Here is a 21,481-nt window from a genome sequence, read left to right on the forward strand (position 1 = left end):
GAATTCTCGTGGGCGAGCGACGGACTTGTGCGCTTCGCCGCAACAGCGGATTGCAGTTAGGCACAGGCGGTGCGATAGGCAAGCCATGCTCCCGGCCGCTCAGACCCTGCTGCATGTCCGCAAATTGCGCTTGCTTTCCCTCCCGCTGCCCCTGCTGGCCGTGGGAATTGCCTCCATTTCATTGCCTTGCGCTGCATCGGCACAGGACCTGACCCGTCCGGTTGACACCACACCGATCCAGGGCGCGCCGCCGGCGCCTCCTGCAGAAACTGCGGAAGAAGTGCCCGTCGCGTTCGAGGCGGACACTGTCGAGTACGATCAGAACGGCGAAACGGTTACCGCCAAGGGCAATGTCGTGCTGCGCAAGGACAAGCAATCCGTGCGCGCCGATACCGTCACCTGGAATCGCAACACCGGCCAGATCGTCGGCACCGGCAATGTCCGTTTGGTCGATCAGAACGGCAACCAGCTCTATACCGAACAGGTCGAACTGACCGACGAGTTGAAGACCGGCGCGATGGAAAACCTGCTGCTGGTGCTGCGCGAAGGCGCGCGGCTGGCGGCGAACAAGGGTGAGCGGCTGGCCAACGGCGATGTCGTGCTGCACCACGCCGCCTACACCGGCTGCGCGGTGTCCGACGACAGCGGATGCCCCAAGAGCCCGACCTGGAGCGTGCTGGCCAAGACGGTGGTCTACAGCGAGGAAAAGAGCCTCGTCCGCTTTTCCGACGCGCGGCTGGAACTCTTCGGCAAAGTGCAGATCCCGCTGCTGGGCCTGACGGTCAGCACCAATGGCGGCGCGGTATCGGGCTTCCTGGTACCGGATATCAAGTCCAGCCCGTCCAACGGCATCGAAGTCGCCCAGTCGTACTATTGGAAGATCGCCCCCAACCGCGATCTCACCGGCACACTGCACGTCTTCACCAAGTCGGCGCCGATGGCCTCGTTCGAATATCGCGCGCTTACCGACAAGGGCGCATATCAGATCACCGGCTATGCCACCTCGTCCAACCGCATCTCGCTGGACGATACCAATCCCGATCCAAACCGCGAACGCGCGTTTCGCGGCTATATCTTCGCCAACGGCAAGTTCCAGCTCGACCCGAACTGGAGCATCACCGCCTCCATCCGCCGCGCGACGGATCGCACGTTCCTGCGCCGCTATGACATCAGCCGCGACGATCGCCTGCGCTCCAGCGTGGAGATCGAGCGGATCGATCAGGACAGCTATTTCTCCTTCGCCGGATATACCACGCAGACCATGCGCTCCGGGCAGGACCAGGGGTTGATGCCCGTCGCCATTCCGGTGATCGACTATCGCCGCCGCATCGACGATCCGCTGCTGGGCGGCAAGTTCGAGATTCAGGCGAACACCATGGGCATCACGCGCAAGGAGGGGCAGGATACGCAGCGCGCGTTCGCCAGCGCCCAATGGTCGCTGCGCAAGATCACCAGCATGGGCCAGGAACTGGTGCTGACCGGCCTGCTGCGCGGCGACGTCTATCATTCCGACGAGAACGACACGACCACCACCCTGCTCTACCGCGGCGAATCGGGCTGGCAGGGCCGCGCAATCGCGCTGGCCGCAGCCGATGTGAAATGGCCGCTGGTCGGCCAGGTCTTCGGCGGTACGCAGGTCCTCACCCCGCGCGTCCAGCTGGTCGCCACGCCGCATATCCGCAACCTTGAAATCCCGAACGAGGATTCGCGCGCGATCGAACTGGAGGATACCAACCTCTTCTCGCTCAATCGCTTCCCCGGCTATGACCGGTTCGAGGATGGCGTGCGCTTCACTTACGGGTTCGACTGGACGTTCGAACGCCCGCGCTGGCGCGTGAAAAGCACGCTGGGCCAGTCGATCCGGCTCAGCAACGAAGAACAGATCCTGCCCGACGGCACCGGCCTTGCCGACAAGACTTCGGACTATGTCGGCCGGACCGAAGTGCGCTACCGCAACTTCGTCAGCGTGATCCACCGCTTCCGGCTGGACAAGGACAGCCTGGCCTTCCGCCGCAACGAATTCGACCTTTCGCTGGGCGGCAACCAGACCTATTTCGAAATGGGTTACGCCAAGCTGGACCGCAACATCTCGAACATGATCGAGGATCTTCAGGATCGCGAGGAAGTGCGCGCCGCCGGCCGCGTGGCCTTTGCGAACTACTGGTCGATGTTCGGTTCGGCGGTGGTCAACCTGACCGACAAGAGCGAGGATCCCACCAACGGGTCGGACGGTTTCCAGCCGCTGCGCACGCGCCTTGGCTTCGCATACGAGGACGATTGCCTCGAAATCTCGCTGACCTGGCGCCGCGACTACGTATCCAACGGCGACGCGCGCAAGGGCAATTCCTTCCAGCTTCACTTCGCCCTCAAGAACATCGGGGTTCACTGAGGCAAGCCTTCTTGACATCGACAGGCACATCAATTGGTTGACCGGCACGCGTCCGGGGCGTTGGCAGGCCTTGCCAAAGCCGCTATCGGACGCACTCAGTTTCGGTTAAGCCGCAGGCCGACATAGGCCGGAAAACGTGCGCGGGGTGTTTTGCACCCGCGCCCGGGGACCGGGAATGACCGGTCGCAGACGGGATAGAGAACACGGTGACAGCAATCCAAGGTAGCAGGTTCAAGCGCGCGGCACGCAATTGCGCGATCGCCGGTGGCGCAATCGCGTCCGCTTTCTCCCCGCTCGCGACGTCGACGGTCGCGCTTGCACAGGCCGGCGCGCAGGCCGATGCCCCGGTGGCGTCTTCCACGTCCGAACAGGGCGACATCGTCATCCCGGACGACGTCAAGATCTTCGGCAACGACAACCCGAACCTGCGCCGCGCGACGGCCGTGGTTAACGGCGACATCATCACCGGTACCGACGTCGACCAGCGCCTGGCGCTGATCCTGGCCGCCAACCAGGGCAAGATCGATGAGGAAGAGAAGAAGCGTCTGCGTCTGCAGGTGCTGCGCAACCTGATCGACGAAACCCTGCAGATCCAGGGCGCCAAGGCTGCCGACGTGACGGTGGACGACGCGGAAGTCGACCAGACTTATGCGCGCGTTGCCTCGCAGAACTTCGGCCAGGATACCAAGGCCATGGACGGCTACCTGAAGCGCGTCGGGTCTTCGCCCGAATCGCTGAAGCGCCAGATCCGCGGTGAGCTTTCGTGGCAGCGCCTGCTGCAGCGTAACGTCCAGCCGTTCATCAACGTCTCCGACGACGAAGTGAACGAAATGCTGGAACGCATGAAGGCGGCCAAGGGTACCGACGAGTACCGGCTGGGCGAGATCTATCTGTCCTCGACCCCGGAATCGTCGCAGCAAGTCTACCAGAACGCGATGCAGATCGTGCAGCAGCTCAAGCAGGGCGGCAGCTTCGTCGCCTATGCCCGCCAGTACTCGCAGGCGTCCACCGCCGCGGTCGGCGGCGACCTTGGCTGGATTCGCCTTGGCCAGCTGCCCGCCGAACTGGCCACTGCCGCGCGCGACATGCAGCCCGGCCAGTTGGTCGGCCCGGTGGAAGTGCCCGGCGGCTACGACATCATCTACCTGATCGACAAGCGCCAGGTGCTGACCGCCGATCCGCGCGACGCGGTGCTGTCGCTGAAGCAGATCTCGATGAACTTCCCCAAGGGCATCAGCGAGGCCGACGCCAACAGCCGCGCCGAAGCCTTCGCCAAGAGCATCGCCACCGCCAAGGGCTGTGGTGATGTGGACAAGGTTGCCACCGGCATCGGTGCGCAGGTCGTCACCAACGATCAGGTCAAGGCGCGCGATCTGCCCGGCCCCATCCAGACCTCGATCCTCAACCTCTCGCCCGGTGAGACGCTGCCGCCGTTCGGTTCGCTGACCGAGGGCGTGCGCATCCTGATGCTCTGCGGCCGCGACGATCCGCAGGTCGATTCGGGGCCCAGCTTCGAACAGCTTCAGGCCCAGATCGAGGACGACCGCGTCAACAAGCGTGCGCAGATGTACCTGCGCGATCTGCGGCGTGACGCGATCATCGAATACAACTGATCGCTGCGTGGGCGGCACCGAAGTCACGCCTGCGGCGCCGCTTGCCGTTTCGCTGGGCGATCCCGCCGGGATCGCCCCCGAACTGATCGCGGAAAGCTGGGCCCGCCGGGACGAGGCGGCGCTCACGCCGTTCTTCGTGGTGGGCGGCAGCCGGGTGCTGGCCGCCGCCGCACGCACGCGGGGCATCGACCTGCCGGTGATCCGCATCGCCGATCCGGCCGAGGCCCGCGAAGCCTTTGCCCACGGGCTGCCCGTGCTGGGCGATGCGGACGCACCCGCCGATTTCGGCCGCCCTTCGCGCGAAGGCGCCGAACTGGCACTCCATTCGCTCTCTCAGGCCGCCGCGCTGGCGGTTTCGGGTGCGGCGGGCGCCATCGTCACCGGCCCCATCGCCAAGTCCAAGTTGGCCGAAGTGGGCTTCACCCAGCCCGGCCAGACCGAATTCTGCGCCGATGCCTGCGGTGTGGCACATGACGATGCGGTGATGATGCTGGCCGGGCCGAACCTGCGCACGGTGCCACTAACCGTCCACGTGGCGCTGACTCAGGTGCCAAGGCTGCTTACCCGCGACCTGATCGAACGCAAGGCGCGGATCGTTGCCCGCGCGCTGGCACGAGACTTCGGCCTTTCACCCGCCCGCATCGCGATCACCGGCCTCAACCCCCACGCCGGCGAAGACGGCCGCATGGGGCGCGAGGAAATCGACACAATCATCCCCGCCATCGCCGCGCTTGCCGCAGAGGGCCTTGCCGTCACCGGCCCGCATCCCGCCGACGCGCTGTTCGCCGCGCATGAGCGCAGCCGGTTCGACGTGGCGCTCTGCATGTATCACGATCAGGCGCTGATCCCGATCAAGACGCTGGATTTCGACGCCGGCGTCAACGTCACGCTCGGCCTGCCGATCGTGCGCACCTCGCCCGATCACGGCACCGCGTTCGCCATCGCCGGCAAGGGCGTGGCCAGCGCGGGCGCGATGATCGCGGCGCTGCGCATGGCCGGCGAATGCGCCGCGCGGCGGCTCTCCACGGAATTGACTGCATGACCACCCTTCCCCCCTTGCGCGAAGTGATCGCGAAGCACGGGCTTTCGGCCAGCAAGGCGCTGGGCCAGAACTTCCTGTTCGACGAACAGTTGCTGGACCGGATCGCCGCGATCCCCGGCAGCCTTGATGGCGCGAACGTGCTCGAAGTAGGCCCCGGCCCCGGCGGCCTGACCCGCGCGCTGCTCCGCGCCGGGGCGAATGTCACCGCGATCGAGATGGACCGCCGCTGCCTTCCCGCGCTTGCCGAACTGGGAGCCGCCTTCCCCGGCAAGCTGAAGGTGATCGAGGGCGACGCGATGAAGATCGACCCGGCGACGCTGTTCGACGGGCCATACCACATCGCCTCCAACCTGCCCTACAACGTCGGCACCGCGCTGTTCACCAGCTGGCTCTCGGGCGCGGCCTGGCCCCCGCAATGGCTATCGCTGACGCTGATGTTCCAGGAGGAAGTGGCTCGCCGCATCGTGGCCGATCCCGATACCTCCGCCTATGGCCGACTGGCCGTGCTGGCGCAGTGGCGTTCGAAGGCGAAGCTGGCGCTGAAGGTGCACCGCAGCGCCTTCACACCGCCGCCCAAGGTCATGTCCGCCATCATCCATGTGGTGCCGGGCGAGGCGCCCGAAGGCGTGTCCATGCGCGTGCTGGAACGGGTGACGGAAGCCGCCTTCGGCCAGCGCCGCAAGATGCTGCGTCAGAGCCTGAAGGGCGTGCCCGGCGCGCTGGATGCGCTGGAACGGTTGGGCATCGATGCCCAGCGCCGCGCGGAGACGCTGTCGGTTTCCGAATTCGTCAGCGTGGCGCGCGAACTGTCCTGACGCGCATATTGTTTAAATTCAGGGCCTTAGGTCAGCCGGCCATGCCGGCGAGGTGGAGAACCCATGCCGTGCCGCATGTCAGGATCGCCAAAATAACCGCTGCCTGAAACAGGCGCGCCTGTATCGGACCGTCCGAGGCAAGTGCCACCGCCAATGTGCGGCGACGTTCGAAAGCGATCTCCGTCGCAGGCGGCAGAACAAGCGGGACCACGTCGCCCGCCAGCAGGGCGATGACGTTGATCGGCTCGGCCAACCCGATGCCGCAGCGCCGGCCGATCCGCCAACGCACCCAGCCGACCAGCGACTGACGGCCCACCATGATCTCCACGATTTCGCCCCGTGCCGGCGGTGCGCTCATCGATACGCGCAGCGCACGTGTACTGGCCGCCAGCACCTGCGCATCGCCGCCACTCGCAGACCCCCGCACACGCAGCCGCACAGACATGCGCGCGTGCTCCCCCGCGAGAATCTTCTGCTCCTTCATGGAATACGGCCCCCGGCACTCGTCACCCGGGGACCATATCCGCCAAGCTTCAAAAGGAAGTTAATACTGATAAGCAGTGTAAATCAGGCATCAACCATAGTCGGTGCTTCCGCCTTCTTCCGCAGACGCCACGCATGGAGCAGCGGCTCAGTATAACCGTTGGGCTGTTCCACGCCCCTGAACACCAGATCGCAGGCCGCGCGGAACGCGAAGGACGTATTCCAGTTGCCCGCCATCGGCTCATAGAGCGGATCGCCTGCATTCTGGGCATCGACCTTGGCCGCCATGCGGTGCAGCGCATCCATCACCTGCGCCTCGCTGCAAACGCCGTGCAGCAGCCAGTTGGCCATGTGCTGGCTGGAAATGCGCAAGGTCGCCCGGTCTTCCATCAGGCCCACATCGTTAATATCAGGCACCTTGGAGCACCCGACACCCTGATCGATCCAGCGCACGACATAGCCGAGCAAGCCCTGCGCATTGTTCTCCAGCTCCTCGCGAATCTCCTCCTCGGACCAGTTCGCGCCATCGGCCAGCGGAACCTGCAGCAGCAGGTCGAGCCCCGGAACGTCACCCTGCCCTATTTCTTCGCGCAGACCGAACACGTCGACCTGATGGTAATGCATCGCATGGAGCGTCGCCGCAGTGGGCGAAGGCACCCACGCGGTGTTCGCGCCCGTCTTCGGATGGCCGATCTTCTGTTCCAGCATGTCGCGCATCATGTCCGGCGCGGCCCACATGCCCTTGCCGATCTGCGCCACGCCCGAAAGCCCGTGCGCCAGGCCGATGGCGACATTGCGCTTCTCGTAAGCGGCGATCCAGGTCGAGGCCTTGATCGCATTCTTGCGGATCATCGGCCCGGCCCGCATCGAGGTGTGGATCTCATCCCCCGTGCGGTCGAGGAAGCCGGTGTTGATGAAAACGATACGGTCCTTCACCGCATGGATGCAGGCGGCAAGATTGGCCGAAGTCCGCCGTTCCTCGTCCATGACGCCGACCTTGATCGTGTGGCGGTCCAGCCCCAGCAGGTCTTCGACGGCATCGAACAGGTCATTGGTGAAGGCGCACTCTTCCGGCCCGTGCATCTTCGGCTTGACGATGTAGATGGACCCTTCGCGGCTATTGCCGAAACGGGTGAGGCTCATGACATCCTGCTTGCCGATGGCGCTGGTGAGCACGGCATCCATCACGCCTTCGGGAATCTCGCTGCCATCGGGCAGCAGGATCGCCGGATTGGTCATCAGATGGCCGACATTGCGAATGAACAGCAGCGAACGCCCCGGCAGATCGACCGACTTGCCGCCGGGCGCGGTGACGGTCTTGTTCCCCGCCAGTTCGCGGGTCAGCGTCTTGCCGCCCTTCTCGAACGTCTCGGTCAGGTCGCCGCGGATCAGGCCCAGCCAGTTGGAATAGGCGGCCAGCTTGTCCTCGGCATCGACCGCCGCGACCGAATCCTCCAGATCGACGATGGTAGTCAGCGCGGATTCGAGGACGATGTCGGCAATGCCCGCCTTGTCGGTCACGCCGACCGGGCTCGACGGATCGACCACGATCTCGACGCCGAGGCCGTTCGAGCAATAGAGACGACCGTTGGCAGTCTCCCCAACGAACTGCGACGGATCCGCCAGCGGGGCATCGGCCGTTTCGGCATCGGCCCAGGACCCTGCGGCCAGCGGCAGCGCCTTGTCCAGAAATGCACGCCCGGCCGCGATCACCGCAGCGCCGCGCACCGGGTCATAGCCCTTGCCCTGCGCAGGCGCCGCATCCAGCGCGTCGGTGCCGTAGAACGCGTCGTAGAGGCTACCCCAGCGGGCATTGGCAGCATTCAGCAGGAAACGCGCGTTGAGTACGGGAACGACCAGCTGCGGCCCGGCCATGGTCGCGATTTCGGAATCGACGCCCTTGGTGCCGATGGTGAAATCGCCCGGTTCGGGGACGAGATAGCCGATCTGGCGCAGGACGGCCTGATATTCGTCCTGATCGATCGGCTTGCCCGCGCAGGCCAGATGCCATGCGTCGATCTGCGCCTGAAGATCGTCCCGCTTCGCCAGCAAAGCGCGATTGCGCGGGGCGAATTCGTCCACCAGCGCCGCAAAGCCGCTCCAGAACGCCGCCGCGTCGAGGCCAACGGGGGGCAGGACCTGCTCCTCGACAAAGCGCGCAAGTCCCGCGTCGACCCGCAGGCCCGCTCTTTCCAAATTGTCCGTCATCATTCCTCGCAGTCCATACGCGCGGCTCAAGAGAGCGCGGCGCGTCCGTGATAGTAGCCAAGACTGTCCCGGGGAGGAATCGCTGCACCTATGCCCGATCGATCCGCAATTGGCAACAGCGCCTTCGCCGGTGTGCCGCAAAGGGAGTACCTCGTCGGTCCCTCTTACAACGGCGTCGGAAAGGCTTACATTGTAAGGACTCGTCAACCATCAAGTCCGCCTGGAACCCGTGACTGGCATGGACGTTGCTCAGTGGAATGAGAGCAAGGTGGGGGCGAGGCCGAGAAGGAACGTCATGTTTCGCAAAATCGCCCGGCTTTTCGTCATCAAGACGAATTGGGAAGCTTACATGATCATTTATGCGCTCGCGCTGGGCGCGGTGGAGCGCGGCAGCGTCTACCTGACGCGGTTTCCGGGTTTCGGCGGCAAGCTGCTGTTTCTGGCCTGCACCGGCGCGGTGTTCATGGCCGGCGGCAAGATCCTGGACGCGCTGAAGTACGAGAAGGCGCAGCGACTGGCCGCAGCTGAAGCGACCCACGGCGCACCGTCGCTTCGGGACCGCGAAGCCGCCTGACCACTCCCGATTCTTCCGCACTCGATTTGCCGTCCGCAGTCCTGATTCTTGCGGGTTCCGCGCGCTTGCTGACACTGTGCCGTCATGTCGGAGCCACGCGTCAATTACACTGTGATCCAGGCATTGCGCGGAGTGGCCTGCCTTTGGGTGCTGCTTTTCCACGCTGCCGAAGGTGGGCAACTCAAAAGCGTGGCCCCGCTTTCGCCGTTTCTTTTCGCGGATGGGCATCTGGGTGTGGCGATCTTCTTCACGCTCAGCGGATTCGTGATCGCGCATAGCCTTTTCGGCAAGGCGCCTGCCGAAACCCCGATCGCGAATGGCGCAGACTTTGGCCGGTTTCTGTTGCGCCGCTCCATCCGCCTGGCCCCGGCTTATTGGCTATCCATCGCTTTCGTCGTGGCGCTTGCCGGGTTTTCGGCGATGATCCGGCATGAGCCCCATCTGGTGCCCACCGGCGGCCAGATCGCCGCACATGCGCTCTATCTTCAGGACGTTCTGAAGATCGCACCGATCAATCCCGTCTACTGGACGCTGGCGTGCGAGATCCAGTTCTACGTCTTCCTCGCCATGATGCTGCTGATCCGCGCGAAATGGTCGCGTCACGGTTGGCCGCTGGCGCCATGGCCCAGTCTGGTGATGTGGGTACTCGCACTGGCATCCGCCCAGGGGTGGTTCGGGCAGAACTGGTCCGGCTGGTTCGTCCAGTTCTGGGGGGTCTTCTATCTGGGCGTGCTGGCACGCAGGGCGCTGGATTCGGAAGTGGCCAAGCTGGCAGCAATAACGCTGGGCGCGGCGCTGGTGACGACGCCGGGGTTCGACCGCACAGCCGCGCTGACGGCGATCTTCCTCTATCTGGCGATGCGCAGCGGCTGGGCGCGGACGGGCCTCAGCTGGCGCTGGTTGCAGTTTCTGGGTGCGGTTTCCTACAGCCTCTACCTCATCCACAACCCGCTGACGGGCGCGGCAGGGTTCGTAGGCCACCGACTGTTCGGCGATGGACCTGCCGCCGATCTTCTCTGCCTGGTGCTGATCCTGGCCGCCTGCATCGCCGGTGCCACGCTGTTGTGGCTGGGAGTGGAGCGCCCATCGCACTGGCTGGCGCGCCGCATCCGGCCCGCACGCGGCGATGCGCCGCTCACGCAGGCGGCCTTGTGATTGCAAAGGAAAGGAAGGTAGGGCGATTCTGTTGCAAGGCTCGCCCCCAGCCCCTGGAATCCGCTTCTGTTACCCGGTGGGTCCAACCGTGTTCTAACTTTGTAACTTCAGGCCGCTAAGCCCTAGAATTACGCCGCGAGAGCAAGTGCTTCGTTGTCGTTGGCACTTATGAGTTTTGAGCCTTGAACGGGTTACTCAGCCCGGAAGAAAACACCGCTTTTCAACACACGTCGATCCTAGTTCGGCCCCATCAACACCCCTGCGACAACAGGGTTGCCCAGCCTGGCTGGACGGGTGATGGTGGAGCCGCCGGGTACCGCCCCCGGGTCCGCTGTGCCTATTGAACGGCGCAGTTTATCCTCATAGCCGGCAAGCCGGCAAAGACGCATATAGGGTGTCCGCCGCAAAAGAAAAGGGGGAGAGCTTGCGCCCTCCCCTCCCTTCGCGCCGGGGCTTCCCGGACCGTTTGCCTCGGCGGTCTACTTCTTCAGCGCGTCGCGGATTTCGGCCAGCAGTTCCACTTCCGTCGGGCCGGCAGGCGCGGCTTCCTTTGCCGGCATCAGGCGATTGGCCTGACGCACGATCAGGAAGATGACGAAGGCCAGGATCAGGAAGTTGATCACCGCGTTCAGGAAGGCGCCATAGCCGAACATGGCCACGCCCGCCGCCTTCAGTCCGGCATAAGTCATCGGCCCGGTATAGCCGGCCGGAACCGAACCCAGCACCACGTACTTGTTGCTGAAATCGATGCCGCCGGTGACCAGGCCAATAAACGGCATGATCACGTCGTCCGTAAGCGAGGACACGATCTTGCCGAACGCGGCGCCGATGATCACGCCGACCGCCAAGTCCAGCACATTGCCGCGGGCGATGAAAGTCTTGAATTCCTGTAGCATAATTAGCTGATCCCCTGAGTTTCTCGGGCAAGTCTGCCTGGCCGCACCGCGCAAAATTGCCACAATGGCCCTTTGGTAACAATCGGTTGCGGCCATAAGTTGCAATGGCGCCAGTCCTTGAACCGGCATATACGCCTGCTATCTATGCCAAGAGGACGAGACGCGGCCCTTCCGGCCCGTCATGAGCATAGTCCATCAGGAGGATCACCCCCCATGCGCCTTTCCCCTGCATCGCGTATCGGCCGCACCGCCCTTATCGTGGGCGTAACGGCATCGCTGGCCGGCTGCGGCTTCAACTCGGTGCCTACCAAGCAGGAAGCCGCCAAGGCCAAGTGGGCCGATGTGCAGGCCGCGTTCCAGGAACGCGCCAATCTGGTCCCCAACCTTGCCGCCGTCGCCAAGGGTGCAGCTACGCAGGAGAAAGAAATCCTGACCGGCGTGGTGGAAGCGCGCGCCAAGGCCACCTCTATCCAGCTTTCGGCCGACGATCTGAACGATCCGGCTAAGATGCAGCAGTTCCAGGCCGCGCAGGGCCAACTGGGCCAGAGCCTCTCACGCCTGCTGGTCAGCGTCGAGCAGTATCCCGAGCTCAAGTCGATCGTGAACTACCAGATGCTGCAGACCCAGCTTGAAGGTCAGGAAAACCGCATCCGCATCTCCGTGCGGGACTACAATGCGGCGGTTCAGGACTTCAACACAGAGGTCCGCACCTTCCCCACGATGATCGGCGCGAAGCTGCGCGGCGCCAGCCCGATGGTGCCCTATCAGGCGACGACGCCGGGCGCGGAAGTGGCGCCCAGCCTCGAAGGCAAGATGTAATACGGTGACCCGCGTTCGGGCCGTCCTTGCGGCCATCCTGTTGGCCTTCGGTGTGCTGCTTGCCCAGCAAGCGGCCGCCGAGCCGACATTTCCGAAACTGACTGGCCGCGTCGTCGACGATGCCAACATCATCCCGGACGATCAGGAAGCACAGCTGACCCAGAAGCTGGACGCGCTGGAGAAGAACTCCGGCCGCCAGCTTGTGGTCGTCACCCTGCCCAGCCTGCAGGGATACGAGATTTCGGACTACGGCTACCAACTCGGCCGCGCCTGGGGCATCGGTGAAAAGGACAAGAACACCGGCGCGCTGCTGATCGTCGCGCCGAACGAGCGCAAGGTGCGGATCGAGGTGGGCTACGGCCTGGAACCGATCATCACCGACGGCCTCTCTTTCCTGATCATCAACAACGACATCCTCCCCCGCTTCAAGGCGAACGACTATCCCGGCGGCATCAACGCCGGCACCGATGCGCTGATCAAGCAGCTGACCCTGCCGCCCGATCAGGCGCGTCAGGTGGCCGCAAACGCCGATGCCGCGCGCAAGCCGCAGGAAGGCGGCTTCCCGCTTGGCACCGTGATCTTCATCGGCTTCATCGTGCTGTTCGTGGTGCTGCCGATGATCAACGAGGCGCGCGGCGGCGGGCGGCGACGCAGCGGCCTTGGCGGCCCGATCATCTGGATGCCCGGCCCGTTCGGCCGCGACGACGATGACGACCACTGGGGCGGTGGCGGCGGCTGGGGCGGCGGAGGCGGCTTCGGTGGAGGCGGCGGTTTCTCGGGCGGCGGCGGCAGCTTCGGCGGCGGCGGCGCGAGCGGAAGCTGGTAGAGGAGAGAGACCGGACATGCCCTCACCCATCTACCTCTCCGCCGAGGATCACGCCCGTATCAGCGCCGCCGTGGGCGAGGCGGAAATGCACAGCTCGGGCGAGATTGTCACCGTGCTGGCGGATCGTTCGGACGGCTATACCGACGTGGCGCTGGCGTGGAGCGTCGTCGTGGCGTTCCTCGCCCTCGCCGCGCTGGTGATCGCGCCGCATTTCTACATGGGCCTCTATGACCGGCTGCTGGCCGACTGGGGGCACGAATGGACGCCGCGCATGATCATCGGCCTTGCCGCCGGGGTCGCCGCGATCAAGTTCGCCGCCATGCTGGCGCTGCAACTTTGGCAACCGCTGAAGTTCTGGCTGGTGCCCGGCCCGGTGAAGACCATGCGCGTCCACGCCCACGCCCTGCGCGCCTTCCGCATCGGCGCGGAACAACGCACCACGGGCCGCACCGGCGTGCTGATCTACCTTTCGATGCGTGAGCACCGCGCGGAAATCGTGGCGGACAAGGCCATCGCCGCCAAAGTCGATCCCGAGATCTGGGGCCATGTGATGACCGCGATGCTCACCCATGTGCGCGAGGACCGCGTGGCGGACGGCATGGTGGTCGCGGTGGGCAAAGTGGGCGAAATCCTCTCCCAGCACTTCCCCCGCGCCGATGACGATATCAACGAACTACCCGACAGGCTGATCGAAGTATGACCGAAGTGACCCAACTGCCCCCCGATGCCGACGCTCCCGATGAGGTGATGTGGCAGGGCCGGTTCATCACCACCCGCAAGCGTGGCCGCTGGGAATACGTCAGCCGCGCGCGCGGCATCCGTGCCGCCGTGATCCTGCCGATCGATGCCGAAGACCACGTGATCCTCGTCGACCAGTACCGCGTGCCGCTGGGCAAGCGCTGCATCGAATTGCCCGCCGGCCTTGTCGGCGATCATGACGATGTCGTGGGCGAAGACGCCAGCGTCGCCGCCGCGCGCGAACTGGAGGAAGAGACCGGCTACCACGCCGGCCGCATGGAAAACCTGGGCGAATTCTACTCGTCCCCCGGCATGGTCAGCGAAAGCTTCACCCTGTTCCGCGCGCACGATCTTGTGAAGGTCGGCGAAGGTGGCGGCGTGGACAGCGAAGACATCATCGTCCACCGCGTGCCCATGGCCGGCATCGAACGCCAGATCGCCGAGTGGCGCGACGCGGGCTACGCGATGGACGTGAAGCTGCTGATGCTGCTGGGCGCGCGGCTACTGGGCTGAGCGCTGTGCGCACTCGGCTCGGCATCTGCCAGCGCAAGCGGCGCTTCGAAACCGAAGAGGAAGCATTGGCAGTCGCGGCGCAGGCGGACGTCACACTGCGCCCCTATCGCTGCCCGCTCTGCCGGCGCTGGCACCTGACCAGCCGCACCAAAGGCATGCGCCTGCCCCGATTCGAGCGTGAGCGGCGCGAACGGCACTCCGACATTCCGTAATCCGCGTCGCGCGCCCGTCACATGGCAAAGACGCCGCGGGTTCGCGCTCAACTCGTCGATTTCCCGGCCACTGCACGGCAAAAAGTTGGATCGATGCAACCGATTGAGGTTGCAAGAATCCTACGATTGACCGAGGGCTGAACCTCAGCCCCCTACGGAGTTTCCCTTGGTCGGATCGTTATCCCGGCGCATCGTCGTCCTCTGCGCAATTCTTAGCGTGGTGCTGGCCGTCTTGGCCGGCCTGCTGCTCGATGCGTCGGCACAGATGCGCACGAGTCTTGGCTGGGTAGCGCATTCGTCCGAAGTGCTGGAAACCGGCAGCCGGTCGCTGCGCCACCTGCAGGCCGCAGAGTCCGGCCAGCGCGGCTTCGTGCTGACGCAGAACGCGGAATTCGCCGCCAGCGTCACCGACGAGATCGCCGCGGCCCGCCGCGATGCCGCGACGCTGGTTGCCTTGACCTCCGACAATCCGCTGCAAAGCACCCGCGCCCGGCAGGTGCAGTCGCTGATCGCCCAGCGCGCACAGGCGCTCGATGAAACCGGCCAGCTAGCCCGTGACGGCGACTTTGCCGGCGCCCGCACCCGCGTCGCCACCGGCAAGGGCCGCGACCTGATGATGCTGGTCAACGCCCGCCTGAACGACCTGCTGGATGCGGAACGCGCACTGGCCGCTGAGCGCATGGCTGCCGTCCAGTTCCGCCTCGACAACATCCGCTGGCTGGTGATCTTCGGCACGCCGATTACCGTCATCACCATCACGTTCATGGCCACCGCGCTGATCAGCCGCCTGCGCCGTCCCGTCGAACAGATGATGGCAGTGATGGGCCAGCTCGGCTCTGGCGACCGCAGTGCGCGGATCACCGCGCGCATGGAATCGAGCGAATTCCAGCGTCTGGCCCGCGGCTATAACGCAATGGCCGACGAGTTGCAGGCCGCCGTTTCCGATCAGGTGGCAAGCTCCGAACAGCTTCACCACGCCAACGCCGAACTCAACCGCAACGCCGAAGTTCTGCGCGAACGCGGCGAGGTGATCGAACTGCTGGGCGGCATGGCCCATCGGATGCAGGCCGCCCGCACCGACGAGGAACTGGCCTCCATCATCCGCGTCTTCGTGCCGCGCGTACTGCCCGAGATTCCCGGCGCGCTCTACGCCCACAACAATTCGCGCAACCTGCTGGTGCCGATCGCGGCATGGGGCGGGCTGGAAGTGGAAGCTGCCGGCTTCGCGCCGGACCAGTGCTGGGCCCTGCGCCGCGGCCAGAGCCATTTCGTGATCGAGCCGGGCTCCGACATCGTCTGCGCGCACATCGGCCACGATACCGACCATTACCACTGCGAGCCGCTGCTGGCCGGCGGCGAAGTGATCGGCGTGCTCTACCTGAAGGGCGTGGTCGGGGCCGAAAACCGCTTCCGCCTGACGGTGCTGACCGAGAACATCGCCTCCGCCCTCGTCAACCACCGCCTCCAGCGCGGCCTCCGCGAACAGACGATCCGCGATCCGCTGACCGGTCTGTTCAACCGCCGCTACATGGAAGAGACGCTGGCGCTGGAAATCGCCCGCGCCACGCGCACCGGCAGCCCGCTCAGCCTGGTCATGTGCGACGTCGACCACTTCAAGCGCTTCAACGACGAGTTCGGGCACGAAGCGGGCGACGCCGTGCTGCACGCGGTGGCGGCGGAAATGCGTTCACGCTTCCGCGACGGTGACGTGGTCTGCCGCTTCGGCGGAGAGGAATTCACCATCATCGCCCCGGGCACCTCCGCCACCGTTCTGGCCGAGCGCGTGGAAATCGTCCGTCAGGCGATCAGCGAGCTTTCGGTGCATCAGGGCGGACGGATGTTGGGGCTGACGACCATGTCGTTCGGCATCGCCACCTGGGAAGAGAACATGGAGCGCGACGGCTCCACGCTGATCAAGGCCGCCGACGCCGCACTCTACCGCGCCAAGCGCGACGGCCGTAACCGCGTGGTGCTGGACGGCCGCGCGGAGATGATGGCGGCGTAAGCGGGGACTAGATCCGCCCCACCAACTCAATTCTCCGTTTTCAAACTCTCTGTTCTCAACATAACACCCCGTCGCCCCCGCGCAGGCGGGGGGCCCCGCTTTTCTTCTCCGGCGCCGCGTCTAAACGCGGCCGTCGCCAAGGAAGCGGGATCCCCGCCTGCGCGGGGATGACGAGTTAAGTTTGATAAGGCAGCACGCCGATCACAGCGTCGTGAAGATCGCGCCGAAGTCCTTGCCGCCGTTGCCGGCCTCGACGAAGGCCTCGTAGATCTTCGTCGCATGCTCACCCATCGGCACGGTGGCACCGGACGTTTCCGCACCGGCCATCGCCAGACGCAGATCCTTCAGCATCAATGCCGAGGCGAAGCCGCCCGCATAGCCATTGTCCGCCGGGCTGGTCGCCCCCACGCCGGGCATCGGCGTATAGTCGTTGAGCGACCAGCAATAGCCGGTGGCTTTGGAGCTGATTTCATAGAAAGTCTGCGGATCGAGGCCCGCCTTCTCGGCCAGCGCCAGCGCCTCGCACGTGCCGATCATGTGGATCGCCAGCAGCATGTTGTTGCACATCTTGGCGACCTGCCCTGCCCCGGTATGGCCGGCATGGATCACCGCCTTGGCCATCGGTTCAAGGATCGGCTTGGCCCGTTCGAACACCGCATCGCTGCCGCCGACCATGAAGGTCAGCGTGCCACCATTGGCCGCCGCGATCCCGCCGGAGACGGGGGCGTCGGCCATCTCGTAACCCGCCGCCTGCGCTAGTTCGACCACTTCGCGCGCCGTGGCCAGGTCGATGGTCGAGCAGTCGAGGAACAGCGCGCCCTTGGGCGCCTTGCCGAAAACTTCCTGCGTATAGACCGCGCGAACGATCCCGCCATTGGGCAGCATGGTGACGACGGCATCGACACCGTCGACCGCATCGGGAACCGTTTCGAAGATCGCGCAGCCCTGTTCAGCCGCGCGGGCCAGCGCATCGCCGGAAAGGTCGAAGGCGTTCACGGAATGCCCGGCCTTCACAAGATTCGCGGCCATGCCGCCGCCCATGTTGCCAAGGCCGATGAAGGCGATTTTCATGACATTCTCTCCCAATTCATGCGGGCAAAGGCTTCCATTCGGAGCGTAGCGCCCCTTCCCCGTCATCGCCGCGCAGGCGGGGATCCCGCTTGCGGAACAGCACTTGTGCAGCCGGCCAGAAGCGGGATTCCCGCCTGCGCGGGAATGACGAAATTGCTGACGAAGGGGATCGCCCCAATCAGGGCGCCCCCTTCACGCAAGCTTACTTACCCTTCCAAACGCCCGGCCGCTTCTCAACGAACGCCGCCATGCCTTCGACCTTGTCCTCGGTGGCGGTCAGCACCTGGAACATGCGGCGCTCCATGATGAGGCCGGTGTCGAGCGTGGTCTCGAACGCGAGGTTGACCATTTCCTTGTTCATCGTCGCGGCCAGCGGCGGCATGCCGGCGATGGTGGCGGCGGTCTTCAGCGCCTCATCCAGAAGCTGGTCCAGCGGCACCACGCGGCTGACAAGGCCCGAACGCTCGGCTTCCGCCGCGTCCATCATGCGGCCGGTCAGGCACATGTCCATCGCCTTGGACTTGCCCACAGCACGGGCCAGACGCTGCGATCCACCCATGCCGGGGGCAACGCCCAGCTTGATTTCCGGCTGGCCGAACTTGGCGTTTTCGGACGCGATGATGAAGTCCGCCATCATCGCCACTTCGCAGCCACCGCCGAGCGCAAAGCCGTTCACCGCCGCGATCCACGGCTTGCGCGTGGCCTTGACCACATGGCTGGTCCAGCCGGCGAAGAAGTCCTGCGAATAGAATTCGGCGCTCGGCTTGTCCGACATCTCCTTGATGTCGGCGCCGGCGGCAAAGGCCTTCTCGCCCGATCCGGTCAGCACCGCGCAGCCCTGCGAGGCATCGGCTTCGAATGCGGCGAAAGCCTCGATCAGTTCGGCCAGAACCTTCGAATTCAGCGCGTTCAACGCCTGCGGCCGGTTCAGCGTGATGAGAGTGACGTTGTCCTTTTTCTCGACCAGAATCGTCTCGTAGCTCATCGCAATTCCTTCAGGTGTTCGCTTCGATGTTGGCGATCAGCGCGGCCAGATGGGCCGGGCTGGCGTGTTCGTGCGCCTCTTCGGAAGAGGTCAGCGTGTTGTCGTAGGGGATCGGCTCGTCGAACTGATCGGTCGCCAGATCCCAGAACCGGCCGTCGATCCGGTTGTAGAAATGCGTGCCGCCCTTGGTGGCCGTCTTGAAGATGTCCCCGCCGAAGTAGTGCCGCACCGCCAGCGCCGTTACCGCGCACTGGTTGCGCGCGGGATTGGCGGGATCGAACGGATCGGGAATGCTGTCGGGGCCCCAGGATTTCTTGACGACGTGGTAGAGATCGATCGGCGTCGCAAACGTCAAATCGGCCTCCATTCTTCCTCAGGTGGCAGCAGCGCGAAGATCGCATCGAGCATCTCTTCGGTCACGCCCTCGGGCTCGGCCGGTTTCCAGCGCGGGGCATGGTCCTTGTCGACGATCACCGCGCGCACGCCCTCGGCAAAGTCCGGCAGGACCAGCACGCGGCTGCCGATGCGGTATTCCATCGCCATGTTCTGCGCGAAGGTGTCCAAGGTCAGCGAGGTGGCAAGCTGGCGCAGCGAGACCTTGCAGGCCTGCGGGCTCTTGGTGCGCAAGGTCGCCAGTTCGCGCGCGGCCCATTCGCTGTCGTCGCCTTCCAGCGAGGTCAGCACCTGTTCCAGCGTATCGAACGCGAAGTGCTTGCGGATCTGCGCATCGTGCGCGGCGATCTTCGGTTCCGGCGGCGTCACCGAAAGCGCGGTGAGCACGGCGCCGATGTCATGCCCGGCGGCGATACGGCGCTTGGCTTCGGGCAGGTCCTCGCTCTGCAGGTAATGCGTGGCGAGCCCGGCCCAGAGGCATTCCGCGCCGTCCAGCCGCGCGCCGGTGAGCGCCAGGAACTGGCCCAGCCGCCCTTCCAGGCGCGACAGATACCAGCCGCCGCCCACGTCAGGGAACAGGCCGATGCCGGTTTCGGGCATGGCGAAGCGGGTGTTCTCGGTCGCCACGCGGTAATGCGCGGGCTGCGAGATGCCGACGCCGCCGCCCATGGTGATACCGTCCATGAAGGCGACCACGGGCTTGGGATATTCGAACAGCTGATGGTTCAGCCGGTATTCGGCGAAGAAGAAGCGGCGGCCCGAATGGCCGTCATCCTCCAGCGCGGAACGGCGCAGCAGGTTGATGTCTCCGCCGGAGCAGAACCCGCGTCCTTCGCTGTGCTCGATCCACACGGCTTTCACCTCGGGATCGTCCGCCCACTGGGTCAGCGAATCGCTCATCGACTCGCACATGCCCAAAGTGAGCGCGTGGATCGCCTTCGGACGGTTCAGCGCGATCACGCCGGCAATGCCTTCGCGGGACGTAAGCAGTTCTTCAGTCAGCAAATCGGTGGTCATGGTCGTCCCCGTTCCGGCTTACTTGAGGAGGTCACGCCCAATGATCATGCGCATGACCTCGTTGGTGCCTTCGAGGATACGATGGACGCGCAGGTCGCGCCAGAACCGCTCGATGGGATAATCCTTCAGATAGCCGTATCCACCGAACATCTGGAGCGCCCGGTCGACCACCGAGGAGCCGGTGTCGCTGGCCATCATCTTGGCCATGGCGGCGAAGCGGGTCTTGTCCGGCGCGCCGGCAGTCACCTTGGCGGCGGCCAGATAAAGCAGCGCGCGGGCAGCTTCCAGTTCGGCAGCCATGTCGGCCAGACGGAACTGGGTGTTCTGGAATTCGGCGATCGGCTGGTCGAACTGCTTGCGGTCCTTCACATAGGCGACCGCTTCGTCGAGGCAGCGCTGCGCGCCGCCCAGCGAGCAGGCACCGATGTTGAGGCGGCCGCCGTCAAGGCCGGCCATCGCGAACTTGAAGCCGTCACCCTCTGCACCCACGCGGTTCTCGGCGGGGATGCGCGCATCCTCGAAGATCACCTGCGCGGTGGGCGAGGCATTCCAGCCCAGCTTCTTCTCCGGCGCGCCGAAGGAAACGCCGGGCGTATCCTTGTCCACCACGAAGCAGGAGACGCCGCGCGACTTGTGCTCGCCCGTGCGCGCCATCACCACGTAGACGTCATTGACGCCGCCGCCGGAGATGAACTGCTTGGTGCCGTTGAGAACATAATGATCGCCATCCAGCCGCGCGGTGGTCTTCAGCGCCGCCGCGTCGGAGCCGGAGCCCGGCTCGGTCAGGCAGTAGGAGCCGATCTTGTCCATCGTCACCAGATCGGGAAGGTAACGGTCCTTCAGCTGCTGGTCGCCGAACTTGTCGATCATCCAGGCTACCATGTTGTGGATCGAGATATAGGCGCTGGTGGCCGGGCAGCCGTAGGACATGGCCTCCATGATCAGCGCCGCGTCCAGACGGCCAAGACCGATGCCGCCGTTCTCTTCCGAAACGTAGATCGCGCCGAAGCCCAGTTCGCCCGCGGCCTTCCACACGTCTACCGGATAGTGGTGCTTCTCGTCCCACTCGGCAGCGTATGGCGTGATGCGATCGGCGGTGAACTTGCGCGCCGTTTCCTGGATCGCGAGTTGGTCTTCGGTGAGGCCAAACTGTTCGGTCATCTCAATCCTGCTGTCTGGTGGGTGCCCTAGGGGCACTTCTTGTATGTAAGCGTTCCGGGTGCGGCATCCGGCCCGGTGTCCTTGCGGACCAGCGTCTTGCCGCCGTCGGGGCTGGAGAGCGCAACGTCAAGGTTCCAGCTCTGCCCTTCGCCCGAAAAGGCGAAATCGGCCTCGATCGCATTGTCGGCGGCCGACTTGATGGTGCCCAGCGAGGCGACGGCTTCGTAGAACGTCAGCCGCTTGGCATCGACGGTCAGCAGGCCCTTGGCATCGCCGGCGGTGCTGGTGCAGTCCGCATCGACCATGCCCCAGCGCCCACGCAAACCCTCTGGAATCTCGGTGGGCAGCGGGGCCGGCACGACTTCCGTCGTAGCCTCCCCCACCGGTGTCTCGCTCGTCGCGGTCGCTTCGGGCTGCGGCTGCTTCTGGCAGGCCGACAGACCCAGAACGAGCGCGACGGAAAGGGAAAGCGGGGCGGCTACGGTCCTGATATTCATCACGAAACGTCCTTTTGCACTTCGGGCATTCAACGAAGAACGCCTTCGATGGCCCCGCTGTTCCTTCCC

Annotated in this window: 21 protein-coding genes and 1 other RNA gene; 12 read left to right on the plus strand and 10 right to left on the minus strand. The window is 65.0% G+C overall.

Going from position 1 to position 21,481, the window contains the following annotated elements:
- The first annotated feature begins 85 nt into the window (after positions 1-85).
- The 4 genes from ACZ1JV_RS20755 to rsmA all read left to right on the plus strand — a co-directional run bounded on the left by ACZ1JV_RS20755 (position 86) and on the right by rsmA (position 5,859).
- Positions 86-2,389 carry an LPS-assembly protein LptD gene (locus ACZ1JV_RS20755; protein WP_465150324.1) on the plus strand — a complete coding sequence of 768 codons (2,304 nt, stop codon included), beginning with the start codon at positions 86-88 and terminating at the stop codon, positions 2,387-2,389.
- A gap of 215 nt (positions 2,390-2,604) precedes the next feature.
- On the plus strand, positions 2,605-4,002 hold the full coding sequence (locus tag ACZ1JV_RS20760) for a peptidylprolyl isomerase (protein ID WP_465152617.1): 1,398 nt from the start codon (positions 2,605-2,607) through the stop codon (positions 4,000-4,002).
- The gene (gene pdxA, locus ACZ1JV_RS20765; protein ID WP_465150325.1) at positions 3,977-5,044 is read left to right on the plus strand and encodes a 4-hydroxythreonine-4-phosphate dehydrogenase PdxA; all 1,068 of its coding nucleotides are present in this window, start codon (positions 3,977-3,979) and stop codon (positions 5,042-5,044) included. Before ACZ1JV_RS20760 ends, pdxA begins: the two co-directional genes overlap by 26 nt.
- Positions 5,041-5,859 (plus strand): 16S rRNA (adenine(1518)-N(6)/adenine(1519)-N(6))-dimethyltransferase RsmA, encoded by an 819-nt coding sequence (gene rsmA, locus ACZ1JV_RS20770; protein ID WP_465150326.1) that lies wholly within the window; start codon positions 5,041-5,043, stop codon positions 5,857-5,859. The genes pdxA and rsmA overlap by 4 nt, the downstream gene beginning before the upstream one ends.
- A 31-nt stretch (positions 5,860-5,890) precedes the next feature.
- Here rsmA and ACZ1JV_RS20775 read toward each other — a convergent pair whose 3' ends face one another.
- Together ACZ1JV_RS20775 and ACZ1JV_RS20780 are read right to left on the minus strand one after the other, a co-directional pair.
- The gene (locus ACZ1JV_RS20775; RefSeq protein WP_465150327.1) at positions 5,891-6,343 is read right to left on the minus strand and encodes a hypothetical protein; all 453 of its coding nucleotides are present in this window, start codon (positions 6,341-6,343) and stop codon (positions 5,891-5,893) included.
- A gap of 83 nt (positions 6,344-6,426) precedes the next feature.
- Positions 6,427-8,550 (minus strand): malate synthase G, encoded by a 2,124-nt coding sequence (locus ACZ1JV_RS20780; RefSeq protein ID WP_465152618.1) that lies wholly within the window; start codon positions 8,548-8,550, stop codon positions 6,427-6,429.
- 295 nt (positions 8,551-8,845) lie between these two features.
- Between ACZ1JV_RS20780 and ACZ1JV_RS20785 the strand changes: the two genes are divergently transcribed.
- Together ACZ1JV_RS20785 and ACZ1JV_RS20790 are read left to right on the plus strand one after the other, a co-directional pair.
- Positions 8,846-9,124, plus strand: a complete 279-nt coding sequence (locus ACZ1JV_RS20785) for a hypothetical protein (protein WP_465150328.1) — start codon at positions 8,846-8,848, stop codon at positions 9,122-9,124.
- 84 nt (positions 9,125-9,208) lie between these two features.
- Positions 9,209-10,279 (plus strand): acyltransferase family protein, encoded by a 1,071-nt coding sequence (locus ACZ1JV_RS20790; protein ID WP_465150329.1) that lies wholly within the window; start codon positions 9,209-9,211, stop codon positions 10,277-10,279.
- A gap of 55 nt (positions 10,280-10,334) precedes the next feature.
- Here ACZ1JV_RS20790 and ssrA read toward each other — a convergent pair.
- Together ssrA and mscL are read right to left on the minus strand one after the other, a co-directional pair.
- Positions 10,335-10,697: a transfer-messenger RNA gene (gene ssrA, locus ACZ1JV_RS20795) on the minus strand.
- 61 nt (positions 10,698-10,758) lie between these two features.
- On the minus strand, positions 10,759-11,175 hold the full coding sequence (gene mscL, locus ACZ1JV_RS20800) for a large conductance mechanosensitive channel protein MscL (RefSeq protein WP_465150330.1): 417 nt from the start codon (positions 11,173-11,175) through the stop codon (positions 10,759-10,761).
- A gap of 213 nt (positions 11,176-11,388) precedes the next feature.
- Between mscL and ACZ1JV_RS20805 the strand changes: the two genes are divergently transcribed.
- The 6 genes from ACZ1JV_RS20805 to ACZ1JV_RS20830 all read left to right on the plus strand — a co-directional run bounded on the left by ACZ1JV_RS20805 (position 11,389) and on the right by ACZ1JV_RS20830 (position 16,288).
- Positions 11,389-11,994 carry a LemA family protein gene (locus ACZ1JV_RS20805; RefSeq protein ID WP_465150331.1) on the plus strand — a complete coding sequence of 202 codons (606 nt, stop codon included), beginning with the start codon at positions 11,389-11,391 and terminating at the stop codon, positions 11,992-11,994.
- A 4-nt stretch (positions 11,995-11,998) separates the two neighbouring features.
- Positions 11,999-12,820 (plus strand): TPM domain-containing protein, encoded by an 822-nt coding sequence (locus ACZ1JV_RS20810; protein WP_465150332.1) that lies wholly within the window; start codon positions 11,999-12,001, stop codon positions 12,818-12,820.
- Positions 12,821-12,836: 16 nt separating this feature from the next.
- Positions 12,837-13,520: a TPM domain-containing protein gene (locus ACZ1JV_RS20815; protein ID WP_465150333.1), complete on the plus strand. Its 684-nt coding sequence runs from the start codon at positions 12,837-12,839 to the stop codon at positions 13,518-13,520.
- Positions 13,517-14,071, plus strand: a complete 555-nt coding sequence (locus ACZ1JV_RS20820) for an NUDIX hydrolase (protein ID WP_465150334.1) — start codon at positions 13,517-13,519, stop codon at positions 14,069-14,071. The genes ACZ1JV_RS20815 and ACZ1JV_RS20820 overlap by 4 nt, the downstream gene beginning before the upstream one ends.
- A gap of 5 nt (positions 14,072-14,076) precedes the next feature.
- Positions 14,077-14,283, plus strand: a complete 207-nt coding sequence (locus tag ACZ1JV_RS20825) for a hypothetical protein (RefSeq protein ID WP_465150335.1) — start codon at positions 14,077-14,079, stop codon at positions 14,281-14,283.
- A 166-nt stretch (positions 14,284-14,449) separates the two neighbouring features.
- Positions 14,450-16,288, plus strand: a complete 1,839-nt coding sequence (locus tag ACZ1JV_RS20830; RefSeq protein WP_465150336.1) for a diguanylate cyclase — start codon at positions 14,450-14,452, stop codon at positions 16,286-16,288.
- Between the two features lie 201 nt (positions 16,289-16,489).
- On the opposite strand, the gene mmsB is transcribed toward ACZ1JV_RS20830, so the two are convergent.
- The 6 genes from mmsB to ACZ1JV_RS20860 all read right to left on the minus strand — a co-directional run bounded on the left by mmsB (position 16,490) and on the right by ACZ1JV_RS20860 (position 21,412).
- Positions 16,490-17,359: a 3-hydroxyisobutyrate dehydrogenase gene (mmsB, locus tag ACZ1JV_RS20835; protein WP_465150337.1), complete on the minus strand. Its 870-nt coding sequence runs from the start codon at positions 17,357-17,359 to the stop codon at positions 16,490-16,492.
- Positions 17,360-17,561: 202 nt separating this feature from the next.
- Positions 17,562-18,344: an enoyl-CoA hydratase-related protein gene (locus tag ACZ1JV_RS20840; protein ID WP_465150338.1), complete on the minus strand. Its 783-nt coding sequence runs from the start codon at positions 18,342-18,344 to the stop codon at positions 17,562-17,564.
- Between the two features lie 10 nt (positions 18,345-18,354).
- The gene (locus tag ACZ1JV_RS20845) at positions 18,355-18,699 is read right to left on the minus strand and encodes a YunG family protein (protein WP_465150339.1); all 345 of its coding nucleotides are present in this window, start codon (positions 18,697-18,699) and stop codon (positions 18,355-18,357) included.
- Positions 18,696-19,754 carry an enoyl-CoA hydratase/isomerase family protein gene (locus tag ACZ1JV_RS20850; RefSeq protein ID WP_465150340.1) on the minus strand — a complete coding sequence of 353 codons (1,059 nt, stop codon included), beginning with the start codon at positions 19,752-19,754 and terminating at the stop codon, positions 18,696-18,698. The genes ACZ1JV_RS20845 and ACZ1JV_RS20850 overlap by 4 nt, the downstream gene beginning before the upstream one ends.
- 18 nt (positions 19,755-19,772) lie before the next feature.
- On the minus strand, positions 19,773-20,915 hold the full coding sequence (locus ACZ1JV_RS20855) for an acyl-CoA dehydrogenase family protein (protein WP_465150341.1): 1,143 nt from the start codon (positions 20,913-20,915) through the stop codon (positions 19,773-19,775).
- A gap of 26 nt (positions 20,916-20,941) precedes the next feature.
- Complete coding sequence (locus ACZ1JV_RS20860; RefSeq protein WP_465150342.1) at positions 20,942-21,412, minus strand: hypothetical protein; 471 nt, start codon at positions 21,410-21,412, stop codon at positions 20,942-20,944.
- Between the last annotated feature and the right edge of the window lie 69 nt (positions 21,413-21,481).

Source organism: Novosphingobium sp. BL-S-19 (assembly GCF_055521675.1).